At 70.2% G+C, this 23,444-nt stretch carries 22 protein-coding genes and 1 riboswitch; of the genes, 10 read left to right on the top strand and 12 right to left on the bottom strand.

Features of this window, described 5'->3' with window-relative positions; all coding sequences use genetic code 11:
- Positions 1–63 precede the first annotated feature (63 nt).
- The gene (locus tag RN607_RS12785) at positions 64–1,056 is read left to right on the top strand and encodes a TIGR03557 family F420-dependent LLM class oxidoreductase (protein WP_313543009.1); all 993 of its coding nucleotides are present in this window, start codon (positions 64–66) and stop codon (positions 1,054–1,056) included.
- On the opposite strand, the gene RN607_RS12780 is transcribed toward RN607_RS12785, so the two are convergent.
- The 4 genes from RN607_RS12780 to RN607_RS12765 form a co-directional block, all read right to left on the bottom strand.
- A complete protein-coding gene (locus tag RN607_RS12780; RefSeq protein WP_313497764.1) occupies positions 1,048–1,815 on the bottom strand; it encodes an ABC transporter ATP-binding protein in 768 nt (255 codons plus the stop codon). The genes RN607_RS12785 and RN607_RS12780 overlap by 9 nt on opposite strands.
- A complete protein-coding gene (locus tag RN607_RS12775; RefSeq protein ID WP_313543007.1) occupies positions 1,806–2,852 on the bottom strand; it encodes an iron chelate uptake ABC transporter family permease subunit in 1,047 nt (348 codons plus the stop codon). Before RN607_RS12775 ends, RN607_RS12780 begins: the two co-directional genes overlap by 10 nt.
- 3 nt (positions 2,853–2,855) lie before the next feature.
- Complete coding sequence (locus RN607_RS12770; protein ID WP_313543005.1) at positions 2,856–3,878, bottom strand: putative F420-0 ABC transporter substrate-binding protein; 1,023 nt, start codon at positions 3,876–3,878, stop codon at positions 2,856–2,858.
- Positions 3,879–4,068: 190 nt separating this feature from the next.
- Positions 4,069–5,457: an aminotransferase class I/II-fold pyridoxal phosphate-dependent enzyme gene (locus RN607_RS12765; RefSeq protein ID WP_313543003.1), complete on the bottom strand. Its 1,389-nt coding sequence runs from the start codon at positions 5,455–5,457 to the stop codon at positions 4,069–4,071.
- A 146-nt stretch (positions 5,458–5,603) separates the two neighbouring features.
- On the opposite strand from RN607_RS12765, the gene RN607_RS12760 reads away from it, so the two are divergent.
- From RN607_RS12760 to RN607_RS12730, 7 genes are read left to right on the top strand one after another with little or no spacing between them, the layout of a single operon-like run.
- Positions 5,604–6,452, top strand: a complete 849-nt coding sequence (locus RN607_RS12760) for a nitrilase-related carbon-nitrogen hydrolase (protein WP_313497759.1) — start codon at positions 5,604–5,606, stop codon at positions 6,450–6,452.
- Positions 6,453–6,496: 44 nt separating this feature from the next.
- A complete protein-coding gene (gene hydA / locus RN607_RS12755) occupies positions 6,497–7,933 on the top strand; it encodes a dihydropyrimidinase (RefSeq protein ID WP_313497757.1) in 1,437 nt (478 codons plus the stop codon).
- A 46-nt stretch (positions 7,934–7,979) separates the two neighbouring features.
- Positions 7,980–8,996 carry a TIGR03842 family LLM class F420-dependent oxidoreductase gene (locus tag RN607_RS12750; protein WP_313497755.1) on the top strand — a complete coding sequence of 339 codons (1,017 nt, stop codon included), beginning with the start codon at positions 7,980–7,982 and terminating at the stop codon, positions 8,994–8,996.
- 14 nt (positions 8,997–9,010) lie between these two features.
- Entirely contained in the window at positions 9,011–9,880 is an 870-nt protein-coding gene (locus RN607_RS12745; protein ID WP_313543001.1) for an ABC transporter permease, read from the top strand.
- Positions 9,877–10,683, top strand: coding sequence for an ABC transporter ATP-binding protein (locus tag RN607_RS12740; protein WP_313542999.1), 807 nt, complete (start codon positions 9,877–9,879; stop codon positions 10,681–10,683). Before RN607_RS12745 ends, RN607_RS12740 begins: the two co-directional genes overlap by 4 nt.
- Positions 10,680–11,447 carry an ABC transporter permease gene (locus RN607_RS12735; RefSeq protein ID WP_313497750.1) on the top strand — a complete coding sequence of 256 codons (768 nt, stop codon included), beginning with the start codon at positions 10,680–10,682 and terminating at the stop codon, positions 11,445–11,447. Before RN607_RS12740 ends, RN607_RS12735 begins: the two co-directional genes overlap by 4 nt.
- A gap of 50 nt (positions 11,448–11,497) precedes the next feature.
- Positions 11,498–12,682: an ABC transporter substrate-binding protein gene (locus tag RN607_RS12730; protein ID WP_313542997.1), complete on the top strand. Its 1,185-nt coding sequence runs from the start codon at positions 11,498–11,500 to the stop codon at positions 12,680–12,682.
- Positions 12,683–12,930: 248 nt separating this feature from the next.
- Here the strand turns inward: RN607_RS12730 and RN607_RS12725 are convergent, their stop codons facing one another.
- From RN607_RS12725 to RN607_RS12705, 5 genes are all read right to left on the bottom strand, one after another.
- Positions 12,931–13,611, bottom strand: coding sequence for a GNAT family N-acetyltransferase (locus RN607_RS12725; protein ID WP_313542994.1), 681 nt, complete (start codon positions 13,609–13,611; stop codon positions 12,931–12,933).
- A gap of 64 nt (positions 13,612–13,675) precedes the next feature.
- Positions 13,676–14,362 (bottom strand): ABC transporter ATP-binding protein, encoded by a 687-nt coding sequence (locus RN607_RS12720; RefSeq protein WP_313542992.1) that lies wholly within the window; start codon positions 14,360–14,362, stop codon positions 13,676–13,678.
- Positions 14,363–14,378: 16 nt separating this feature from the next.
- Positions 14,379–16,013 carry an ABC transporter permease gene (locus RN607_RS12715; RefSeq protein ID WP_313542990.1) on the bottom strand — a complete coding sequence of 545 codons (1,635 nt, stop codon included), beginning with the start codon at positions 16,011–16,013 and terminating at the stop codon, positions 14,379–14,381.
- A gap of 27 nt (positions 16,014–16,040) precedes the next feature.
- Complete coding sequence (locus tag RN607_RS12710) at positions 16,041–17,132, bottom strand: thiamine ABC transporter substrate-binding protein (protein WP_313542988.1); 1,092 nt, start codon at positions 17,130–17,132, stop codon at positions 16,041–16,043.
- A gap of 27 nt (positions 17,133–17,159) precedes the next feature.
- Positions 17,160–17,283: riboswitch (TPP riboswitch) on the bottom strand.
- 70 nt (positions 17,284–17,353) lie between these two features.
- Positions 17,354–17,671 carry a DUF2510 domain-containing protein gene (locus RN607_RS12705; RefSeq protein ID WP_313497741.1) on the bottom strand — a complete coding sequence of 106 codons (318 nt, stop codon included), beginning with the start codon at positions 17,669–17,671 and terminating at the stop codon, positions 17,354–17,356.
- A gap of 261 nt (positions 17,672–17,932) precedes the next feature.
- Here RN607_RS12705 and RN607_RS12700 point away from each other — a divergent pair, with 261 nt between their 5' ends.
- Positions 17,933–18,229, top strand: a complete 297-nt coding sequence (locus RN607_RS12700) for a hypothetical protein (protein WP_313497739.1) — start codon at positions 17,933–17,935, stop codon at positions 18,227–18,229.
- Positions 18,230–18,267: 38 nt separating this feature from the next.
- On the opposite strand, the gene dcd is transcribed toward RN607_RS12700, so the two are convergent.
- Positions 18,268–18,843, bottom strand: coding sequence for a dCTP deaminase (gene dcd / locus RN607_RS12695; protein WP_313497737.1), 576 nt, complete (start codon positions 18,841–18,843; stop codon positions 18,268–18,270).
- Positions 18,844–19,096: 253 nt separating this feature from the next.
- Here dcd and RN607_RS12690 point away from each other — a divergent pair, with 253 nt between their 5' ends.
- Positions 19,097–21,520, top strand: a complete 2,424-nt coding sequence (locus RN607_RS12690) for a glycoside hydrolase family 94 protein (RefSeq protein WP_313542986.1) — start codon at positions 19,097–19,099, stop codon at positions 21,518–21,520.
- Here RN607_RS12690 and RN607_RS12685 read toward each other — a convergent pair.
- Positions 21,517–22,509 carry an IS481 family transposase gene (locus RN607_RS12685; protein WP_313542984.1) on the bottom strand — a complete coding sequence of 331 codons (993 nt, stop codon included), beginning with the start codon at positions 22,507–22,509 and terminating at the stop codon, positions 21,517–21,519. The genes RN607_RS12690 and RN607_RS12685 overlap by 4 nt on opposite strands.
- A gap of 207 nt (positions 22,510–22,716) precedes the next feature.
- Positions 22,717–23,373 (bottom strand): hypothetical protein, encoded by a 657-nt coding sequence (locus RN607_RS12680; protein WP_313542982.1) that lies wholly within the window; start codon positions 23,371–23,373, stop codon positions 22,717–22,719.
- Between the last annotated feature and the right edge of the window lie 71 nt (positions 23,374–23,444).

The raw sequence follows: 23,444 nt of genomic DNA, 5'->3' as shown, positions 1-23,444 counted from the left end.
TGTGCACTGACGTGCCACTTGCGCGCCTATAATCGGGCGGACGGCACCGGAGGGAGGGCGCGCATGACGATCGGCTACTCGGCGATGCTCGCCCAGCTCGCCCCGCGTGAGGCCGTCGAGCTCAGCGCCCACGCCGAGAGCCGCGGCTTCAGCGGGGTCATGGCGGCCGACCACTTCCAACCGTGGACACCCACGCAGGGGCAGGCGCCGTTCGTCTGGAACGTGCTCTCCGTCATAGGCGAGCACACGCGGGGCGACCTGGGGCCCGGAGTGACCACGCCCACGTTCCGGTGGCATCCGGCGATGGTGGCCCAGGCGTCAGCCACGCTCGCGGCCCTGCACCCCGGGCGGCACTGGCTGGGGCTCGGCAGCGGCGAGGCCATCAACGAGCACATCGTCGGCGAGTACTGGCCCGAGCCTCCCGAGCGGATCAACCGCATGTTCGAGGCGCTGGAGATCATCCGCAAGCTGTTCGACTCGTCCCTTGCGGGTCGCGACACCCGCTACACCGGCACCTACTACAAGCTCGAGTCCACCCGCCTGTGGACCATGCCCGACGTCCCGCCGCCGATCATGGTCGCGGCCGCAGGGCCCGTAGCGGCCCGACGCGCCGGGCGCAGCGCGGACGGGCTCATCACCGTCGGCGCGCCCGCGGCGCGTCTGGAGCAGCTGCTCACGAGCTTCGCGAAGGGCGCGCGCGAGGGCGGCAAGGACCCCGACTCGAGGCCCAAGGCGCTGCAGCTGCATCTGTCCTGGGCGCCCACCCGCGACCAGGCGCTCGCGAACGCGCTCACCGAGTGGCCCAACGGCGCGATGCGCTTCCCGCACGGCGACATCCGCTCGCCCTACGAGATCGAGCAGATGACGCGCCTGGTACGTCCCGAGGACTTCACGGACAGGGTGCTGATCAGCGAGGACCTCGACGTGCACCGGCGGGAGATCCAGCGGCACCTCGACATGGGCTTCGACCGGATCTACCTGCACCAGGTGGGGCGGAACCAGCGCGAGTTCATCGACGCGTTCGGTGCCGAGGTGCTGCCGCGTCTGTCACGCTGACCTGTCGAAGGCGATGACCGGCCGCCCGTCTGCCGGGTGCGTGAGCACGGTGGCGTCCACGCCGTAGACGGCGGCGAGCGTCTGCCCGGTGAGCACCTCCGCCGGCGCTCCCTCCGCGGCCACCCTGCCATGGCTGAGCACCACCACCTTGGTGCACCACCGTGCCGCGTGGTTGAGGTCGTGCAGTGCCGCGACGACGGTGACCCCGAGGCGGGAGACCAGGTCGAGCGTGTCGAGCTGCGCCGTCACGTCCAGGTGGTTGGTGGGCTCGTCGAGCAGCAGCACGCCGGGCCGCTGGGCCAGCGCGCGCGCGACGCTCACCCGCTGACGTTCGCCGCCGGACAGGCTCTGCCACGCCCGGTCGGCGAACGCTCCGGCGCCCACGGAGTCGAGCGCAGCGCGCGCCTCAGAGTCGCGCTGGGCGTGACCGCCACGGAACGCACGGTGGTGGGGGAGCGAGCCGAGCTCGACGATCTCGACAGCGGTGAGCGGGATGCTGCGGTCCGCCTGCTGCTCCATCAGGGCGAGCCGCCGGGCGATCTCCCGACGCGGGGCACGATGCGCGACGAGCCCGTCGACCATGACCTGTCCAGACGACGGGGCGAGCATGCCTGCGATGGCCCCGAGCAGGGTCGACTTGCCCGCGCCGTTCGGCCCGAGCAGCCCGACGAACTCGCCGGGCCCGGCGCTGAAGGAGACGTCGGTGAGGACCTCTCGGCGGCCGCGCCTCACGGTGACATGCTCGACGCTCAGCTCCACGACGACCTCCCTGACCGCCACAGGACGACGACGAAGACCGGGACGCCGATGAGCGCGGTGATGACCCCGACGGGCAGCTCGCGCGGGTCGAGCACGGTGCGGGCGAGCGTGTCGGCCCACACGAGGAACACGGCCCCGCCCAGCGCGGCGGCGGGCATGACGTGCCGATGAAGTCCGCCCGTGACGGCCCGGACCACGTGAGGCAGCACCAGGCCGACGAAACCGATCGCGCCGCTGGTGGACACCATCGCGCCCGTGAGCGCGGCGACCAGCACGAACAGCACCACGTAGGTGCGTCGGACGGGGATGCCGAGCGCCGCAGCCGCGGACTCTCCGAGGGCGAACGCGTCGAGCCGCGAGGCGTAGGCGCGCAGGGCGGGGTAGAGCAGGACGAGCGCGACGGCGGCGACGGTGACGGTGGACCAGGACGATCCGGCGAGGGAGCCGAGCAGCCAGCTCAGGACCTCCCGGTACGAGTCGCCCTTGGCCGACACGACGATCACGAGCGATGTGGTGGCGGCGAACAGCTGGGACATGGCGAGGCCCGCGAGCACCGCCGTGGTGGGCGTGATCGCCCCGGCAAGCCGTGCGACGCCGAGCGCCGCGACCAGCGCCACCAGCGCGCCGACGAACGCGGCGAGCGGCAGCGCCACCGTCGCGGCGATCGCGGATCCGACCCCGAGCAGCAGCACCGCGACGGCACCGAGCGACGCCCCGGACGACAGCCCCAGCAGGTAGGGGTCGGCGAGCGGATTGCGGGTGACGCCCTGCATGACGACGCCCGCGGTCGCGAGGCCGGCGCCCACCAGGGCGGCGGTGAGGACGCGAGGCAGGCGGATGCCCCACACGATCGCGTCGGTCGTGTCCGACGGCTGCGTTCCCGGGTTGAGGCCCAGATGCATCGCGACGACGTCCCACACCTGCGCAGGGGTCAGGCCCGCCACGCCGATCGACACGGCGACGAGCGCGGACGCGACGAGCAGGACCGCCAGCGCGACGGTGACCGTCGCGGGAGACCTGAGCCGACGCGTCCGCATGGATCAGCCGAGCTGCAGCTGCGAGAGCTGGTCGACGATAGACAGGACGGCGGCGGCGTTGCGCACGCCCGCCTCGCCTGCGGCGAACGGCACGATCACGTACCGGTGGTTCTGGACGGCGGACAGGCTCGCGGTCGCCGTATTCGCCTCGAGCGCCGCGATCTTGCTGTCCGCGGTGTTCCAGCTGGCGTCCACGAGCACGATCACGTCGGGGTCCGCGGCCACGACCGACTCCCAGGTGACGGACGTCCAGGTGTCGTGCACGTCGACCACGTTGGTCAGGCCTGCCGCGTCCATCATCATCTGCGGTGCGCCGATGGCGGCACCCACGTACGGCTCGTCGTCGCCGGAGCTGTACCAGAGAGCGGTGAGACCGCGGGAGTCGGGCACCACGGAGTCCAGGTCGGCCTGCATGTCGGCGACGAGCTGCGCCGCGGCGTCCTGCGCCCCGAACACGGCGCCTGCCTCCTCGATCTCCGCGAACACGTCGTCGAACGTCAGCGGGTCGGGCTGGTAGCCCTCCTCCTTGCACGCTGACGGTGCGACGTAGGAGGCGATGCCGCGCTCCGCGAGCACGTCGCGCTCTCCCACGCCCTCCGCGCTGAAGTTCGACTCCCAGCCGCCGAAGATCATGTCCGGCTCGAGCGCCAGCGTGGCCTCCTGTCCGGGCAGGAAGTCGGACAGCACCGGCACGTCGGGTGCGTCGACGGGGTAGGGGAGGTCCACGGGGCCGTCCAGGAATGCGGAGCCGACGATGCGGTCGCCGAGCCCCAGCTCGAGCAGCAGCTCGGTGGCGGTGGACTTCACGGTGACGATCCGCTGCGGGTCGGTGCCGAGCGGGACAGTGAAGCCGCAGTTGTCCACGGAGGTGGCGGCGCTGGCGCTCGTGGGCACAGATGGGGTGGACGGCGACTCCGAGGTGCTCGGGGTCTCCGCCGGGGAGGCGCTGGAGCAGGCGGCCAGGGTGAGCGCGCAGACGGCGGTCGTGGCGACGACGGGGATCAGGGGCAGGGTGCGGCGGGGCATGGGTGTGTCCTAGGTGAGCGGCGACGATGGCGGGGATCGTGGGCCTGCCGTCCCATCCTGGACGGTCCACCTAGCCACACCCGGCTGGGACCCTGGGTCACAAGATACACAAGCTCGGCGGTCGTGGGATCACCTGGCCTGTGCCGAGCGCGGCCCGCGGCGAGCCGGCCGCGTGGCGCGTCGTCCGCGGTCAGCGCTCCTGCGCCGCCTGCGCGATCGCGACGGCGAGGCCGGGGAAGCCGTCGGGAAGCAGGCCCACGCTCACCCTGATGTGGTCCCCCCGGTGAGGCCCGGGGACCGAGGCGAGCGGCCCGTCGGGCTGGCCCACCTGGAAGGCGCTGCCCAGGCTGACCCGGATCCCGTGCGCCGCGAGCGTGATCTGCGCGGCCCGTTCGTCGGCCACGGGGACCCACACGTTGAGCCCGTCGGCGGGCTCCACTGCGATGCCGTGCGCGCGCAGGCCGGCCGTGAGCTCACGCTGGCGTGTGAAGTACGCGTAGCGGGCGCGCCGGACGGTGGCGACGGCGGTCCGGTCCTCGATGAGGTGGTGCAGCATCGCCTGGGTCATGCGGGACGTCCAGCCGGGTCCCAGCACACGGTGGCCGACGATCCGGTCGATCGCGCCCTGCGGCCCGCCGAGCGCGGCGATGCGCAGGTCGGGCCCGTGGGACTTGGAGAACCCGACGATGTGCAGGGTGCGATGCGGCAGGTGCTGGCCCAGGCTCACCTTGGGGGCGGCCGTGATGAGGCCGCTGTGGTCGTCCTCGATGACCACGGCGTCGCGTCCGTAGCGGTGCCGTTCGAGCAGTGCGGCGAGCTCGGCCGCCCTGCCCGCGTGGAGCGACGCGCCGGTGGGGTTGTGCGCGCGGGGCTGCAGGACCACCGCCGCGGGTCGCGAGTCGAGCGCAGCCTCGAGGGACTCGGGCCGCATGCCGTGACGGTCCATGACGACGGGTACCGCCATGAGGTGCAGGTGCTCGAGCAGGTCGAGCAGCACGGGGAAGGTGGGAGTCTCGACCACCACGCGGTCGCCGAAGCGGACGACGGCGCGCAGGGCGCGTTCCATGCCGTCCATGGCGCCGTCGACCACGGTGAGGGCCTGGGGCGAGTAGGGCCACATGCCTCGCAGCGGCGCCTCGAGCTCGGGGATGAGCGGCGGCTGCAGGTAGGTGCTGACGCTGGCGTGCCGGGGCAGTGCGCGCTCGAGGCTGGCCTTGATGTCCGGCAGCAGCGCGGGGTCGGGCATGCCGGTGGCCAGGTCGAGCCGCTGGGCGGTGCCTTCGGGCGACGGCTCGCGTGCGGCGAGGCGATGCGACCGCGGGGTGAGCCACGGCGTCGGCTGCTCGCGCACGAAGGTCCCGGCGCGCCCGCGCGGGGCGATCAGGCCCGCGGTGATGAGGCCGTGCCACGCGTTGCTGATGGTCGCGGGGCTCACCGAGAGCGCGGTCGCGAGAGTGCGGACGGTGGGGAGCCGGGCGCCGGGGGGAAGCTCGCCGGTGCGGATCAGCATCGACACCGCCGCGGCGATGCCCTGTGGGGTGCGCTCCTCGATCTCCCGGACCAAGGTCCCGACTTCCATGCGCGCCCCTCCGTGCCGTGCTCATCTCGTGTCCGCGCCGTAACGAGATCTTCACGGGCGGAAACCCAAGAGAAATGTTCAAGCCCCAGGATAACAGTCATCGCAGCAGGGAACGCTGACTCATCAACATCTCAGGGGAGCAGGACATGACGGTCATCAAGGCGGCCATCACCCAGACCACATGGACCGGTGACAAGGAGTCGATGCTCGACAAGCACGAGCAGTTCGTCCGCGACGCGGCCGCCCAGGGCGCACAGGTCATCTGCTTCCAGGAGCTCTTCTACGGCCCCTACTTCGGGATCACGCAGGACAAGAAGTACTACCGCTACGCCGAGCCGGCCGACGGTCCCATCGTGCAGCGCTTCGCGGCGCTCGCGAAGGAGTTCTCCATGGTGATGATCCTCCCCATCTACGAGGAGGACATGACCGGCGTGTACTACAACACCGCGGTCGTGGTCGACGCGGACGGCACCATCAAGGGCAAGTACCGCAAGAACCACATCCCCCACGTGGACAAGTTCTGGGAGAAGTTCTACTTCCGCCCCGGCAACATGGGCTACCCCGTCTTCGACACCGCCGTCGGCAAGGTCGGAGTCGTCATCTGCTACGACCGTCACTTCCCCGAGGGCTGGCGCGAGCTCGGCCTGAACGGCGCACACCTCGCCTTCAACCCGAACGCGACCAAGCCCGGCCTGTCGAACCGCCTGTGGGAGATCGAGCAGCCCGCCGCAGCCGTCGCCAACGGCTACTTCGTGCTCGCCCCCAACCGCGTGGGCCTCGAGGACAACGAGTACGGGGACGAGGCCGTCAACTTCTACGGCAACTCGCAGATCGTCGACCCGCGCGGCAACTACGTCGGCGAGCTCGGCTCCGGCACCGACGAGGAGCTGATGATCCGCGAGCTCGACATGGACCTCGTGCAGCAGATGCGCGACGACTGGCAGTTCTACCGCGACCGCCGGCCTGACAGCTACGGCGAGATCGTCGCGCCCTAGCCCGCGACCGCGTCGTCCCTTCCCCTCCCACTCAAGGAGCACCCATGAGCACCACGCTGATCAAGGGCGGGACCGTCGTCTCCGCCACCGGCCGCGTCCTCGCGGACGTCCTCGTCGACGGCGAGAGCATCGTCGCCGTCCTCGCCCCCGGCTCCACCTCGCTCGGGCACGACCTCGCGGCCACCGTGGACCGCGTCATCGACGCGACAGGCAAGTACGTCATCCCCGGCGGCGTCGACGCGCACACCCACATGCAGCTCCCCTTCGGCGGCACCTCCGCCTCCGACACGTTCGAGACCGGCACCAAGGCCGCCGCCTGGGGCGGGACGACGTCGATCATCGACTTCGCCGTGCAGCGCACCGGGGAGAAGGTCCAGGACGGGCTCGCCGAGTGGCACGGCCTCGCGAACGGCGAGTGCTTCGTCGACTACGGCTTCCACCAGATCATCGGCGGCGCCGACGCCGATGCGCTCGCGTACCTGCCGAGGCTCGTCGACGAGGGCGTCACGTCCTTCAAGATGTTCATGGCCTACCCGGGCGTCTTCCACTCGGACGACGCGCAGATCCTGAAGGCCATGCAGGTCTCCGCCGACACGGGCCTCATGACGATGATGCACGCCGAGAACGGCCCCGTCATCGACGTCATCGCCGAGCAGCTCGTCGCCCAGGGCAAGACCGACCCGTACTACCACGGCATCGCCCGCGTGTGGCAGGCCGAGGAGGAGGCCACCCACCGCGCCATCATGCTGGGCAACATCACCGGCGCCCCGCTGTACGTGGTCCACGTCTCCGCCAAGCAGGCGCTCGCGCAGATCGCCACCGCCCGCGACGGCGGCCAGAACGTCTTCGCCGAGACGTGCCCCCAGTACCTCTACATGTCGCTCGAGGAGCACCTGGGCGCCACCAGCGAGGAGTGGGGTGCGTTCGAAGGCGCCAAGTACGTCTGCTCCACCCCGGTCCGCTCCCGCGAGGAGCAGCACCAGGACGCCATGTGGAACGGCCTGCGCACCAACGACCTCCAGATGGTCTCCACCGACCACTGCCCGTTCTGCATGAAGGACCAGAAGGAGCTCGGCCTGGGCGACTTCCGCGCCATCCCCAACGGCATCGGCTCCGTCGAGCACCGCATGGACCTCCTGTACCAGGGCGTCGTCACCGGCGAGATCACCCTCGAACGCTGGGTCGAGCTCACCTCGACCACCCCCGCGCGCATGTTCGGCATGTACGGCAGGAAGGGCGTCATCCAGCCGGGCGCCGACGCCGACATCGTCGTCTACGACCCGAACGGTCACACGTCGATCGGCGTGGGCAAGACCCACCACATGAACATGGACCACTCCGCCTGGGAGGGCTTCGAGGTCGACGGGCACGTGGACGTCGTCCTGTCGCGAGGCACCGTGCTCGTCGAGGACGGCGAGTTCCACGGCAAGAAGGGCCACGGCTCGTTCCTCAAGCGCGGCCTGTCGCAGTACCTCATCTAGCCGCAGCGCAGCCCAGAGCCGCCCCCATCCCCGAGAGGAACGACCCATGGACTTCGGAGTGGTCCTCCAGACCGACCCGCCGGCGCAACGGACCGTCGCGCTCGCCAAGCTCGCCGAGTCGTACGGCTTCGGCTACGCCTGGACCTTCGACTCGCACCTGCTGTGGCAGGAGCCGTACGTCATCTACAGCGCCATCCTCGCCGAGACCCACCGCATCAAGGTGGGTCCCTACGTCACCAACCCGGCCACCCGCGACTGGACCGTCACCGCGTCGACCTTCGCGACGCTCAACGAGATGTACGGCAACAGGACCGTGTGCGGCATCGGCCGCGGCGACTCCGCCGTGCGCGTCCTCAACGGCGCACCCGTCTCCGTCAAGGAGATGCGCCAGTCGATCGAGGTCATCCGCGAGCTCGCGAACTGCCGACCCGTGGAGCACAACGGGGCCACGCTGAGGTTCCCCTGGGCCAGGACCTCCGAGCTCGAGGTGTGGGTGGCCGGCTACGGACCGCTCGCGCTCAAGGCCGCAGGCGAGGTGGGCGACGGCTTCATCCTGCAGTGCGCCGACGTCGACATCGCCAAGTGGATGATCGACACCGTCAAGACCAACGCCTCGAACGCAGGCAAGGACCCCGAGAGCCTCGAGTTCTGCATCTCGGGCCCCATGTACATCGGCGACGACTGGGCGCACATGCGCGAGCAGTGCCGCTGGTTCGGCGGCATGGTCGGCAACCACGTGGCCGACATCGTCGAGAAGTACGGCGACGAGGGCTCGATCCCCACCGCGCTGTCCGAGTACATCGCCGGGCGTCAGGGCTACGACTACAACGAGCACGGCCGGGCAGGGAACTCGCACACGGAGTTCGTGCCCGACGAGATCGTCGACCGGTTCTGCGTGCTGGGCACCGCCGACGAGCACATCGCCAAGCTCGAGGCCCTCCGCGACGTGGGCGTCACCCAGTTCGCCGGCTACCTGCAGCACGACAACAAGGAGGAGACCCTCCGCGTGTACGGCGAGAAGGTCATCCCGGCCCTGTCCGAGTCCGTCACGGCCAAGATCTGATCGGGGGAGCGACGATGTCCAAGCGCGCGAGCGGGATCCTGTGGGGGATCGCCGGCGTCGTCGCCGCCCTGGTGCTCTGGGAGCTCTACAAATGGCTGGGCCCCGACGACGGAGTGAAGGTGGGCAGCCTCACGATCCTGCCCCGCACCACGGACATCGCGATGCCCCACACCTGGGACGTGATCACCCGCCTCGGTGAGCCCGTCACCCGGGCCGCCGACGCCGACGTGCTGTGGTGGGCCGTCCTCCAGGCCGCCACGTTCTCGCTCGACATCGCGGCGCTCGGGTGGCTGCTCGGCGTGGTGTCGGGCCTGCTGCTGGCGCTGCTCATGCAGAGGTGGATCACCGCCGAGTCCGCCGTCCTGCCCTGGGTGGTGCTCAGCCAGACCGTGCCGCTCATCGCCATCGCGCCCCTCGTGAAGCGCTGGGGATCCGAGATCGTCATCGGCTCCTTCCACTGGGAGAACTGGATGTCGGTGGCGGTCATCGCGTCCTACCTCGCGTTCTTCCCCGTCGCGATCAGCGCCCTGCGAGGCCTCAAGTCGCCCGAGTCCGCTGACGTCGACCTCTTCCGCGCCTACGCCGCGCCCTGGTGGACCACCATGCGCAAGCTGCGGCTCCCGTCGTGTGTGCCGTACCTGATCCCCGCCCTGCGCCTGGCCGCCGCCAACGCCGTGGTCGGCACCGTGGTCGCCGAGGTCTCCATCGGCCTGGGCGGAGGCATCGGCCGCATGATCATCGAGTTCGCCGCCACCGCCAGCGGCGACCCCGCCAAGACCTATGCGCCCATCCTGGGCGCCGTCCTGATCGGGCTCGTCTCCGCGGGCCTCGTCGCGCTCATCGGCCTCGGCTTGAGGCGCTTCACGAGAGGAGCCCCGGCATGACCGGCACCCCCGTCGCAGTCAGCATCGCCCACGTCGACAAGACGTTCCGCAGCCGCAAGGGCGGCGAGGTGCACGCGCTGTCCGACGTCAGCCTCGACATCGCCGCCGGAGAGTTCGTCTCCCTGATCGGCCCGTCCGGGTGCGGCAAGTCCACGCTGATGCGCCTGGTCGCCGACCTGGACGGCATGACCTCCGGGCAGATCAGCGTGTTCGGCAAGACCCCCGAGCAGGCCCGCAAGGACCAGGACTACGGCATCGCCTTCCAGCAGGCAGGGCTCCTGCCATGGCGCACGGTGCGCGCCAACATCGAGCTGCCGCTCGAGATCCACGGCTGGGAGCCCCGCGACCGCACCGAGCGGTCCGACGAGCTGCTCGCCCTGATCGGCCTCGAGGAGTTCGCCGACCACCGCCCGGACCAGCTCTCCGGCGGCATGAAGCAGCGCGTGGCCATCGCCCGGTCCCTGGCAGAGCGGCCCCGGCTGCTGCTCATGGACGAGCCGTTCGGCGCACTCGACGAGATCACGCGCGAGCACATGCAGAACGAGCTCGTCGCCCTGTGCGAGGAGACCGGCGCCGCCGTCATCTTCGTCACCCACTCGATCCCCGAGGCCGTCTTCCTGTCGGACCGCGTGGTCGTCATGTCCCCCCGACCAGGGCGCATCACCGAGATCATCGACCTGCACTTCACCGAACGCGACGAGGAGCTCCGCGAGGACAGCGCGTTCTACGACGGGGTCACCGCAGTGCGGGGCGCCCTCCACGGCGGTGCACCCTCCGGCGTCCGAGGGGTGGAGAACCGATGAAGGCAGGCGCGACCGCCCGCACGATCCTGGCCCCCGTGGCCCTGGGGGCTGCCGCGATCGTGCTCTGGCAGGTGCTCGTCGTCGCGTTCGACGTCAAGCCGTTCCTGGTGCCCAGCCCGCTCGGCATCGCCGGCGCATTCGGCGACACCGCCTCCGGCATCGTCAGCGCCAGCCTCGCCACCGGCCTCAACGCGCTCATCGGCCTCCTGATCGGCGCCGTCACGGGCATCCTCGTGGCGATCATCGCGAACGCGCTCGTGGTCCTCGACCAGATGCTCGTGCCGCTCGTCGCAGCGCTCGCGGTCATCCCCATCGTCGCGCTCGCCCCGATCTTCTACTCCATGTTCGGCGCGAACGTCGAGACCGGCCGGCAGCTCGTCGCCGCCGTCGCCGTCTTCGTCCCCATGTACCTCAACACGCTGCACGGCCTGCGCCAGGTGGAGCCCGTGCACCGTGACCTCATGCGCGCCTACGCCGCCACCCCCGAGCAGACCAACCGGATGCTGCTCGTCCCCGGAGCAGTGCCCTACGTGCTCACCGGACTCAAGATCGGATCGTCGCTCGCCGTCATCTCCGCACTCATCGCCGAGTACTTCGGAGGCCCCGCCAAGGGGCTCGGCCGCGCCATCACGTCCTCCGCCGCCGGCAGCAACTACACCGTCGCCTGGGCCTACGTGCTCGGCGCCGTGCTGCTCGGCACGGTCTTCTACGGCGTCACCGCCGCACTTGAGAACTTCTCGCTCCGGCATCGGAGCGGAAGCTAGCCCCTCGGCGCACGACGAGGGACATCACAGGGGAGAACAGGGAGAGAACCATGGTTCACACGGCACGACGCGCACGACGCGTCACCGGTGCGGCGGCGTTCGCGGTCGTCGGCACCCTCGCACTCGCGGCCTGCTCGGGCAGCTCCGAGGCGGGCACCACCAGCTCGGCATCCGGGTCCACGGAGGCCGCTGCGGAGCTCACGCCCGTCTCGGTCCAGCTTCAGTGGCTTACGCAGGCGCAGTTCGCCTGCTACTACTCGGCGCTCGACCAGGGCTACTACGAGGACGAGGGCCTCGACGTCACGATCATCCCGGGCGCCGTCGACATCGTCCCCATCGACGTGCTCACCTCCGGCGGCGCCGACTACGCCGTCTCGTGGGTGCCGAAGGTGCTCGGCTCGATCGAGCAGGGCGCGGCGGTCACCGACGTCGCGCAGATCTTCGAGCGTTCCGGCACGCTGCAGATCGCGTTCAAGGACTCGGGCATCAGCTCGGTCGCGGACTTCGCGGGCAAGAACATCGGCTCGTGGGGCTACGGCAACGAGTGGGAGCTGATCGCCGGGATGCAGAAGAACGGCGTCACGCTCGCGGACCTCGCGGGTGGCTCGACCGTGCAGCAGGCGTTCGACATGAATGCGTTCATCGCGGGCGACATCGACGCCGCACAGGCCATGACGTACAACGAGTACGCACAGGTGCTCGAGACGGTCAACCCCGCCACCGGCGAGCTCTACACGCCCGACGACCTGACGGTCATCAACTGGAACGATGAGGGCACCGCGATGCTCCAGGACGCCATCTGGGCCGATGCCGACCGCCTCGCGTCGGACGCCGACTACCAGGCGACCACCACCAAGTTCATCAAGGGCACCATCGAGGGCTGCATCTACGCGAAGGACGACCCCCAGTCGGCCGCCGACATCGTCACCGCGGCGGGCTCGACCCTCGGCACGTCGCACCAGCTGTGGATGACCAACGAGGTCAACAAGCTGATCTTCCCGTCGACGTCGGGCGTGGGCCACATCAACGAGGACCAGTGGGCGCAGACCGTGGACCTCGCGATGAACACCGTCAACCCCGAGGGCGCGACGATCATCACCACGGAGCCGCCGGCGACTGCGTACACGAACGAGTACGTGGACGCTGCGCTCGCCGAGCTCACGGACGAGGGGGTCGACGTCTACGGCGCCGACTTCACCCCGATCGACGTCACCCTCAACGAGGGCGGCGAGTGATCCTCAGCCGCTGACGGGTGGGTGTCGCGGAGGCGCGGCACCCACCCTTTCGCGTCGGTGGTGCGCTGGCAGGACATGAGGGTCGGAGCTGAGCGATTCTTGACCCCCATGTCCTGCCAGCACGCAGTGGGACGGGCGGGACGATGCGACGGCGTCGTCCCGCCCGTCCGCGCGTCTGCTGCGGATGGCACGTGAGTGCACGGATGCGGCGAGATCTGTGCACTCACGTGCCACCACGGCGTTGGAGGTCAGCGGGCGACGCGGACGCGCTGGACCGCGTTGGCGGTGGTGCGGCGCTCGAACCCCAGGTGCGCGTACAGCCGCTGCGCCGTCACGTTGCCGATCCCGGTGTGCAGGAACGGCCTCCGGCCCGCCTCCCGGATGCCGTCCGCCACGGTCTCGATGAGGCGCGTGGCGAGGCCCCGTCCCCGATGGTCGTGACGGGTGCAGACCGCGCTGATCTCCGTCCACGCGTCGGTGGTGAGCCGCTCGCCGGCCATCGCGACCAGGCGTCCCCCGTCCCTGACACCGTAGTAGGCGCCGAACAGGTGGCTCTCCGCGAAGAACGGACCCGGTCGGGTCGCGGTGGCGAGCTCCAGCATCTCCGCTGAGTCGTCGGCGGTGAGGCGGACCACGTCGTCGTGCGGCCGACCGAACCCGTGCGGCGCGATCATCTGCACCGTCTCGAATCGCGCGAGCTCGTCCCAGCCGTCGGGGACCTCGTGGGGAAGTCCCAGGAAGACGACCTCGTCGGCGCCCGCGATGGTCGCCAGATCGGCCCAGTCCCGCGAGCCAGCGCCGGGGGGAAGCGCGGCGAAGGCGCCGATCGAAGGGCGGTAGCGGGCCGCCGCGCCGTGCCGGATCGCCAGCGGTCGGTGCGCACCGGACAGCGCGTGCCACGCGGGGTGGTCGAGCTCGGAGAGGGACATGTGCGGAATCCTCTCACGCGTCCTGGCATGGCCCGGGTGCCAGGTCGAGGACGCGCGCGGGCCGCTACAGCAGCCGGCCGTCCTTCATGCGCAGCACGCGGTGCGCCATCGTCTCGGCCTCCGCGGGGTCGTGCGTCACCAGCAGCGCGGACACGCCCTGCGAGCGGAGGATGTCCCTGACGTCGACGGCGAGCCGGCGTCGCAGATCGGCATCCAGTGACGACAGCGGCTCGTCGAGCGCGAGCAGCCGCGGGCGTGCGGCGAGAGACCTGGCCAACGCGACCCTCTGCCGCTGACCGCCGGACAGCTCGGTGACCGCGCGCTCGCCTAGGCCCTCCAGGCCCACGACCGCCAGCAGCTCCGCCACGCGGTCGCGTCGGGCGTCGGCAGCCATGCCTGCCATGAGCGGACCGAAGCCGATGTTGCCTGCGACGTCGAGGTGCGGGAACAGCTGCCCGTCCTGGAACACCATCCCGAACCGGCGCCTGTGCACCCGCGTGGTCGTGAGGTCCTCGTCGTTCCAGGAGACAGAGCCGGATGCGGGCTCGACGATGCCCACCACGGCCCCGAGCAGGGACGACTTGCCGCAGCCGGACGGTCCCAGCAGGGCGACGGTCTCGCCGGGGCCGACGTGCAGCGACGCCCCGCGCACTGCCTCCACCGGCGGGCGCCCCGGGTAGGTCACGACGAGGTCGGTGACGGTCAGCCCGCCTGGCATCCCGCGCCCTCCTGTGGGTGCTCCGTACGTCACAGCTCTCCTCCCGTGCTCACAGCCCGCTCCCGGCTCGCGCACGCCAGCGCTCGGACAGCATCATGACCGCCCCCACCATGATGGCCAGCATCACGGCCGACGCGTATGCCAGGCCCACGTTGTCCGCACCCGGGCGGCTGAGCAGCCGGGCGATGGCGGTGGTCAGCGTGGGTCGGTCCGGTCGGGCCACGAACGCCGTCGCGCCGAACTCGCCCATCGCGATCGCGAAGGCGAAGGCCAGTCCCGCCGCGACCGCGGGGCGCAGCAGCACCGCGTCCACGCGGGTGAGCACGCGCCACGGGCTGGCGCCCAGGCTGGCAGCGGCCGCCCGCAGGCGCGGGTCGATCGCGCGCGCCGCGGGCACGAGCGCTCGCACCAGAAGCGGCAGCGCCACCACGGCCTGTGCGATCGGCACCAGCCACCACGACGCCCGCAGGTCCACGCCGAGCACGTTCCTGTTGAGCGTGAGGAGCAGGCCGAGGCCCACGACGACGGCGCTCACGCCCAGCGCGAGCATCGTGACGGCCTCGAGCGCACCGCCGCGCCGCGTCCGTGCAGCCACGAGCATCGCGATCGTCACGCCGACCAGGCCTGCGAGCGTCATCGCGATCACGGCCGTGACCAGGGAGTTCGCGGCGGCCCGCCAGATCGGCACCGGCAGGGCGGCGTGCGCGGGGACGCGGAGGATCGCGGCATAGTGGTCCAGCCCGTAGCCGTCGCCCACGCGAAGCGACCGCTCCACGAGCGCCGCCAGCGGCACGATCAGCAGGATCACGGCGGGTGCCAGCGCCCCGGCGACCGCCAGACGTTCGGATCGGCGAGGGCCGCGTCGTCCCGCGACGGTGTGCGTGAAGCCGCGCGCGCGGCCCGCCCTGGAGCTGAGCCACAGTGCCAGCGCCACGATCGCCACCTGCACGAGCGCGAGCATCGACGCTGCGCGCAGGTCCAGGAACTGGTTCACCTGCAGGTAGATCTCGGTCTCCACGGTCCGCACCCGCGCTCCGCCCAGGATCAGCACCAATGCGAAGGAGGTGGAGCAGAAGAGGAACACGACCGCGGCGGCTGACGCGATGGAGGGTGCGAGCGCGGGCAGCGTCACCCGCAGATATGCCTGGCTGCGGGTGGCGCCCAACGTGCGGGCGGCGTCGGCCAGGCCCGAGGGCAGCGCCTCCCACGCGCCGCTCACGAAGCGCACCACCACGGACACGTTGAAGAAGACGAGTGCGATCACGATCGACGCAGGCGTCTGGTCGAGGCCCAGGCCGGCAAGCAGTCCGTGCCCGGAGAACAGTGCCGAGAACGCTGCCGCGACGACGATCGTCGGGAGCACGAAGGGCGTGGTCAGCAGGGCGCGGACCGTGTGCCGCCCGCGCCACTCGAAGCGGCCCAGCGCCCATGCGGCGGGCAGCCCCACCGCGAGCGACCCGACCGTGCCCGCGAGGGCCAGGCCGATCGTCGTGACGATCGCGTGCACCGTCCGCGACCGGGTCAGCACGTCCCAGGCAGCCGCGAGGTCCCAGTCCTCGAGAAGGCCTCGCGCCAGCACCGACCCGACGGGCCAGAGGAAGAACAGCGTCAGGAACGCCACGGGCACGGCCGCGACCGCCCACCACGCCAGGTGGCGGCGGACGGTCGCGGAGCGTGCGCTCATGGTGCTCAGTGTGGGCCGGTCAGGGGATCAGTCGAGGACGATCGACGTCCAGTCCTGGATCCACTGGTCGCGGTTCGCGTCGACCTCGGCCGGGTCCATCGTCACAGCGGTGTCGGACAGTGGGGCGTACTGCGCCCAGTCGGAGGGCACCGACACGGACGTCGACACGGGGTAGACGTACATGTTCTCCGGCAGCGAGGCCTGGAAGTCGTCCGACAGCATCCAGTCGACCACCAGCTGGGCGCCCGCCACGTTCTGGGCGCCCTCGAGCACGCCCGCGTACTCGACCTGGCGGAAGCAGCCGTCCGTCATCGACGCGGTGGTCGGCTGACCGTCGATCACCTCGTACGGAGGGGACGATGCGTAGCTGAGCACGATCGGGTAGTCGCCGCCGTAGTTGGGCGCCGAGAAGTCGGTGTAGTACGAGTCCGACCATGAGGCGGTGACCCGCACGTCGTTCGCGCGCATGTCGGCCCACCACTGCTGCCAGCCGTCGCCCTCCTCGGAGATCGTCGCCAGCAGGAAAGCGAGCCCGGGGGAGGAGGTCGCGGGGTTCGTCACCGAGACCAGTCCCTTGTACTCGGGCTTCGTCAGGTCGTCGAGTGTCTGCGGCACCGGCACGTCGTGGTCGGCGAAGTAGGCGAGGTCGTAGTTGAGGCAGACATCCGAGTAGTCGATCGGCGTGAGGAGATCCTCTGCGCCCGGCACCTGGTAGTCGGTGCCGTCCGCGGCGGCCGGTGCGGACGACGTGTAGGGCGCGAGCACTCCGCCTGCGACCGCGCGGGAGGCGAACGTGTTGTCGATGCCGTAGACCACGTCTCCCAGCGGGGCGTCCTTGGTGAGCACGAGCTGGTTGACAAGCGTGCCCGCGTCTCCCGGCTGCACGAAGTCGACCGTCATGCCCGTCTGCTCCTCGAAGGCCTGGAGCACGTCGTCGGGAACGGCGAACGAGTCGTGGGTGACGACCGTGACCGTCGTGCCGGCCACGTCGGCCGTGGACGCCGATTCCGAGGCGGACGACGAGGTGGATGGCGACGTCCCTGCGTCGGTGCCGCCGCTGCAGGCCGCGAGGGCCAGCACGGAGATGGTGACCGCGCTCGCGGCCAGGGTGCGCGTCATGCGCATGGGTTTCCTCCCATGGATAGGAGGGGACGAGACTCGACTCCCTACGCCGGTGCTAGCCGGATCAGGTTCGAGGGTCTGCGGCTCTTCCGCACTCTCAGCGCCCTCATCCCGGCATCTGCCGGGAGGCGCTCCCCTGTCGTGGAACCCAGCGTAGCGTGCGCCGGGGACCGCGAGGAATCGTGTAGCGCGGCCCGCAGCACCGGCGGCGGGTCGGGTCAGAGGGCTATGCCCAGGTGGGCGAGCCAGTATGCGGCACCCCCGACCACGGTGACCGTGAGCACAGCCGCGGCGGCGCCGGTGAGCAGAGGATGCCGCCTGCGGGGCGCGGGGGAGGCGATGGTGGCTGGCGGCGCAACAGGCGTGGGCGGGAAGGCTGCGGCCGCCGTATGGATCGGCGTGCGAGCGCCTCCGGTTTCGGCGGTCCATTCCTCGCCGTCCCACCAGCGCATGCGTGCCGGTCGGATCGGATCCGGATACCAGCCGGCCGGCCGGTGCGGCAGGCTGGCGGCGAAGTCCATCGTGGAGATGCCCATGGTCGCTCCCGTTCGGACGCGAGCCCCCCTCGCGCCGTGGAAGCACGGTAGTGCGGCGGGTGCGGTCGTGGGCTGCGTTGTGGAAAAGGTGCGAATCGGACATCCTTGCCAGCGGATCCGGGTGGGCGGCGCGCACGCCGAACGGATGGCCTCGAGTGCGCGGCTCGCGTGCCGCCCCTCGCTCCAGGCCGGATCGCTCAACGTCGCGTCGCAGCGGCCGATGAATCGGCCGGGTAGCCCCGGACGGAGAGGAACGCTCGCATGGACAAGATCCCGATGCCCGGGAGGCTGGATCAGGCCTCCGACCCGCGCCTTGCGCAGGAGGTGGCGGCCTTCCACGGCTTCCACTGGGGGCCGAACGGCGCCATCTTCGATCACCAGAGGGGCTACCTTGCGGAGAGCCTCGCGGACCTGGGTCGCGTGATGCGCGACCTGGGCTGGTTCACCGGGTACCGCGAGCCTGTCTCGGGAGTGCTCAAGCTGGAGCTTCCGCGGGATGCCGACGGCGTCGTGATCGCGATCGCGACGAAGATGCGTCGCTACCCCGGCTCGATGTAGTCAGGGGTGCGTCCGCGCCTGCAGAGCGGCCGGGGCCGTCAGATCTGGGTGCGGTGGAAGCTCTTCCAGCTGAGCGAGGCGGTGGGGCCGCGCTGCCCGCGGTACCGCGAGCCGTAGCGATCCGATCCGTACGGATGCTCCGCTGGGGACGTGAGCCGGAAGAAGCACAGCTGTCCGATCTTCATGCCCGGCCAGAGCTTGATCGGAAGCGTCGCGGTGTTGGACAGCTCGAGGGTCACGTTGCCTTCGAAGCCCGGGTCGATGAAGCCGGCGGTCGAATGCGTGAGGAGTCCCAGGCGCCCCAGCGAGGACTTGCCCTCGAGGCGTGCCGCGACGTCGTCGGGGAGTGTCACGGACTCGAAGGTGGAGCCCAGCACGAACTCGCCGGGGTGCAGGACGAACGGCGCGTCGCCCTCCACCTCGACGAGCCGCGTGAGGTCCGGCTGCTCCTGCGCGGGGTCGATCACGGCGTAGCGATGGTTCTCGAAGATCCTGAAGAACCGGTCGAGCCTCACGTCGATGGACGACGGCTGGATCATCTCGGGCTCGTACGGGTCGAGGGCGATCCGTCCGGACTCGATCTCGGCGCGGATGTCGCGGTCGGAGAGCAGCATGGGGCCAACCTACCCGCCGCGGGAGGTGGTCGGGGCGCGCGTCAGGGCCCGGGCGTGCGCCGGAGCGCGGCCTGGGGCGTCGTGCGGCGTGGCGACGACGTCGTGGCGGGTGCTCTCGTACCGGTTTCCCGGTCGATTCGACGCGTTTCGACGCCCTGGAGGGGACGTTCGGTTCACGACCATGCCGACGCTCGGGCTACTCTGTGAGAGCGCTCTCCCGGCGCGGTTCCGCAGACTTTGGAAGGCTTGACCCATGCGCTACGGCCACTTCGACGATGAAGCCCGTGAATACGTCATCGAGACCCCCCACACGCCGTACCCGTGGATCAACTACCTCGGGTCGCAGGACTTCTTCGGCCTCGTGTCGCACACCGGCGGCGGCTACAGCTTCTACCGCGACGCCAAGCTGCGCCGCCTGACGCGCTACCGCTACAACAACGTCCCCGTGGACGACGGCGGCCGCTACTTCTCGATCAACGACGGCGGGGACGTGTGGAGCCCCTCGTACCGGCCGTACAAGAAGGAGCTCGACTCGTTCGAGACCCGGCACGGCATGGGATACACCCGCATCACCGGCTCGCGCGGCGGGGTCACCGCGTCCGTGCTGCTGTTCGTGCCCGTCGGCGTGAACGCGGAGGTCCACCGGGTCGAGCTGCGCAACGACACCGAGGCGGTCAAGGAGCTGGCGCTGTTCAGCTTCCTCGAGTTCAACCTGTGGAACGCGGAGGACGACCAAACCAACTACCAGCGCAACCTCTCCATCGGCGAGGTGGAGGTGGTCGACGGCGCGATCTATCACAAGACGGAGTACCGCGAGCGTCGCAACCACTATGCGGTCTACGGCGTCAACGCCCCCATCGACGGCTTCGACACCGACCGCGACACGTTCCTCGGGTTCGGCAACGGCTTCCACGAGGCCGCGGTGCCGCATGCGGGCGTCTCGGGCGACTCGATGGCCTCGGGCTGGTACCCGATCGCGTCGCACCACCTCAAGGTGACGCTCGAGCCCGGCGAGAGCAAGGCCTTCACCTTCGTGCTCGGCTACCTGGAGAACGACCAGGACGCCAAGTGGGAGCAGCCCGGCATCATCAACAAGGTGGGCGCCCACGAGCTGCTCGCCTCGTTCGCCACCGACGAGGACACGCTCGCGTCCTTCGCCGAGCTCAACGCCTACTGGGACGGCCTGCTCGGTTCCTACACCGTCGAGTCCGGTGACGAGCGGCTCGACCGCTCCGTCAACATCTGGAACCAGTACCAGTGCATGGTCACCTACAACATGTCCCGCTCCGCGTCGTTCTTCGAGACCGGCATGGGACGCGGCATGGGGTTCCGCGACTCGTCCCAGGACCTGCTGGGCTTCGTGCACCTGGTGCCCGAACGTGCCCGGGAGCGCATCCTCGACATCGCCGCCACCCAGTTCGAGGACGGCAGCGCCTACCACCAGTACCAGCCGCTCACGAAGCGCGGCAACCACGTGCTCGGATCGGGCTTCAACGACGACCCGCTGTGGCTCATCCTGGGCGTCGCCGCCTACATCAAAGAGACCGGCGACTTCGCGATCCTCGACGAGATGGTCCCTTTCGACAACGACGAGTCGAAGGCGCGGTCCTTGATGGAGCACCTGCGCCGCTCGTTCGACCATCCGCTCGAGAAGGCCGGCCCCCACGGCCTGCCCCTCATCGGTCGCGCCGACTGGAACGACTGCCTCAACCTCAACTGCTTCTCCACCGAGCCGGGCGAGTCGTTCCAGACCACCGGCAACAAGACCGGGGGAGTGGCCGAGTCGGTGCTGATCGCGGGCATGTTCGCCTCGATCGGCCCCGAGTACGCGGCACTGGCGCGGCATCGAGGCGACCTCGCCGAGGCGGAGCGTGCAGAGGCCGCGATCGCCGGCATGAAGGCGGCCGTGCTCGAGCATGGCTGGGACGGCGACTGGTTCACGCGTGCGTTCGACTACTACGGCAACCCGGTCGGCAGCCACCTCAACGAGGAGGGCAAGATCTGGATCGAGCCTCAGGGCTTCTGCGTCATGGGCGGCATCGGCGTCGAGACGGGCCAGGCCGCGCGCGCGCTCGACTCCGTCCGCGAGCGTCTCAACACCCCGCACGGCATCGTCCTGCTGAACCCGGCCTACACCGAGTACCGCGTGGAGCTGGGCGAGGTCTCCACGTACCCGCCGGGCTACAAGGAGAATGCGGGCATCTTCTGCCACAACAACCCGTGGATCATCATCGGTGAGACCGTCCTTGGCCGTGCCGAGATCGCGTGGGAGTACTGGAAGCAGATCGCCCCTGCCTACCGCGAGGAGCAGTCCGAGGTGCACCGCCTCGAGCCGTACGTCTACGCGCAGATGATCGCCGGCAAGGACGCGTCCCGCCACGGCGAGGCGAAGAACTCGTGGCTCACCGGCACCGCGTCATGGAACTTCGTGGCGGTCTCGCAGCACCTGCTGGGCGTCCGCCCCGACTACGACGGCCTGATCGTCGACCCCTGCATCGGCGCGGAGATCGGCGAGTTCACCGTGCGCCGCGTGGTCCGTGGTGCGACCTACGTGATCCACGTGGTCAACTCGGGCGGCAAGGGCGCGAGCCTGACCGTGGACGGCGAGCCCGTGGACGGGATGCACGTCCCCTACGCGGCGCCCGGAAGCGTCGTCCAGGTCGAGGCGGTCGTCTAGATGTAGTGCCCAGGGAGGTTGTTCAACCTGGTGATGGGTGGAACCTTGCCGATGGCGGAGTGTTGCCGGTGGTGGTTGTAGAAGTGCAGCCAGGCCGGTAGGGCGGCTCGGCGGGCTTTCTCGGAGTTGTAGTGCTTCGAGTATGCCCAGCCGTCCGCCAGGGTGCGGTGGAAGCGTTCGATCTTGCCGTTGGTCTGGGGCCGGTACGGCCGGGTACGGCGGTGCTTGATGCCCAGGTCGCGGCAGGTATCGCGCCAGGCATTCGAGCGGTAGCAGCTGCCGTTGTCGGACAGCACGGCTTCGACGTGGACGCCGCGGGCGGCGAACCACGCGACTGCACGGACCAGGACTCCGATCGCGGTGGCGGCGGTCTCATCGTTGTGGATCTCGGCGTACGCGACGCGGGAGTGGTCGTCGATGACCGTGTGGACGTACGCGTGACGCATCAGCACGCCTCGGTGCTTAGAGCGGTCCTTGCCTGGCGTGCCGGCCCGGTTGCGCCATCCTTGCTGCCGTCCGACGGTGCGCCACCCGCCGCCATCAGGGATGTTGCCCAGCTTCTTCACATCGACGTGGATCAGCGAGCCAGGATGGTCGTGCTCGTAGCGCCGGGCAGGCTCACCCGTGGCGACGTCGACGTGGGACAGGCGGTTCAGGCGGCAGCGTTTCAGCACGGCGTACACGGTCGACGCGGGCACGCCCGTGAGGGAAGCGATCTCCACTGGCCCGCGTCTGGTCTTGATGCGCTTGTGCACGATCTTGCGCACCAATGGTTGCGCCGTCTTGTTTGGTGAGCGGTGTGGGCGTGAGGAGCGGTCGTCCATGCCGACCCGACCCATCTCGAGGTAGCGCTGCACCCACTTCGCCGCCGTGGGCCAGGAGACACGGAAGTAGCGGGCCGCTTCAGCGATGCTCCAGCCGTCATCGACGACCATCCGACCGATCCGGGCGCGTTGGACAGGAGTGAGCGCGGCATTAGCGTGGGACACGAGAACCTCCAGGTTCAGAGCGAAGTGGTAGCAACTCCACTCTGCCTGGAGGTTCTCTTCATCGCCCAAGATTCAAACAACGTCCCTGGGCACTACATCTAGAAGGCCCCCCTTCTCCGACGTATCGCCAAGGGACGACGCCCTCGGGGAGCCTCAGGCCCCGGGGGCGTCTGCCTGTGCGGGCAGGGGGCGGCGGGCCGGGCGGCCTCAGGCAGGACCGGCTACCGACTCCGTGGTGCGGGCGATCAGCTCGCGCAGCGCGCGAGAGGAGAAGAACAGCGACACCGCCGAGCCCGCGAACCCGATCATCGCGAGCGCGGCACCGCCGAGCAGGTACACCTGGAACCACAGGAAGCCCGCGATGATGAAGCTGCCCCACCAGCGGCTCCGCACAGGAGCGATGCCCTCGACGCCCGCGGTCAGGAGCCTCATCGCCTGGAAGGGACCGAACCACGCGTACACCGGGATGAGCCAGCTCAGCCAGATCTGCCACGGCGGCGGCACCTGCGCGCCACGCGCGGCCAAAGCCGTGCGCACCTGACCCATCCACGCGGCCAGCCGCATCCAGCCCATCACCGCGCCGACGCCGATCGCGGCGTAGATCGTGAGGAGGGTGTCCGGAGTCAGCGGCACCACCCCGAAGAGGTAGGCGACCAGCAGCGCCGCGCTCGCGGCCACGACGGCGGTGTAGACGCCGGTCCACGTCCGCGCCTGGCGCGCGGCGACCGCGAGCGGCGCGGCGGCGGGCGACTGAGCGCCTGCGCTCGTGGCGTCGTTGGTCTCGTCGTGCTGTGGTGCCTCGTCAGGGTCGGCCATCGTGTCCTCCTGGGTCCACACGGCCTCCGCCATGCTCGGTCCGGCCACGATAGCGAAGGATGGTCCCGGGTCGCGAGGATCGTGCGGCCACGGTGAGCGCGGTGCCGCGCGTCGCCAGG

The sequence above is a fragment of the Demequina capsici genome (assembly GCF_032102965.1).
In the GTDB taxonomy this organism is placed as follows: domain Bacteria; phylum Actinomycetota; class Actinomycetes; order Actinomycetales; family Demequinaceae; genus Demequina; species Demequina capsici.
This window is presented reverse-complemented; position numbering and strand designations above follow the sequence as displayed.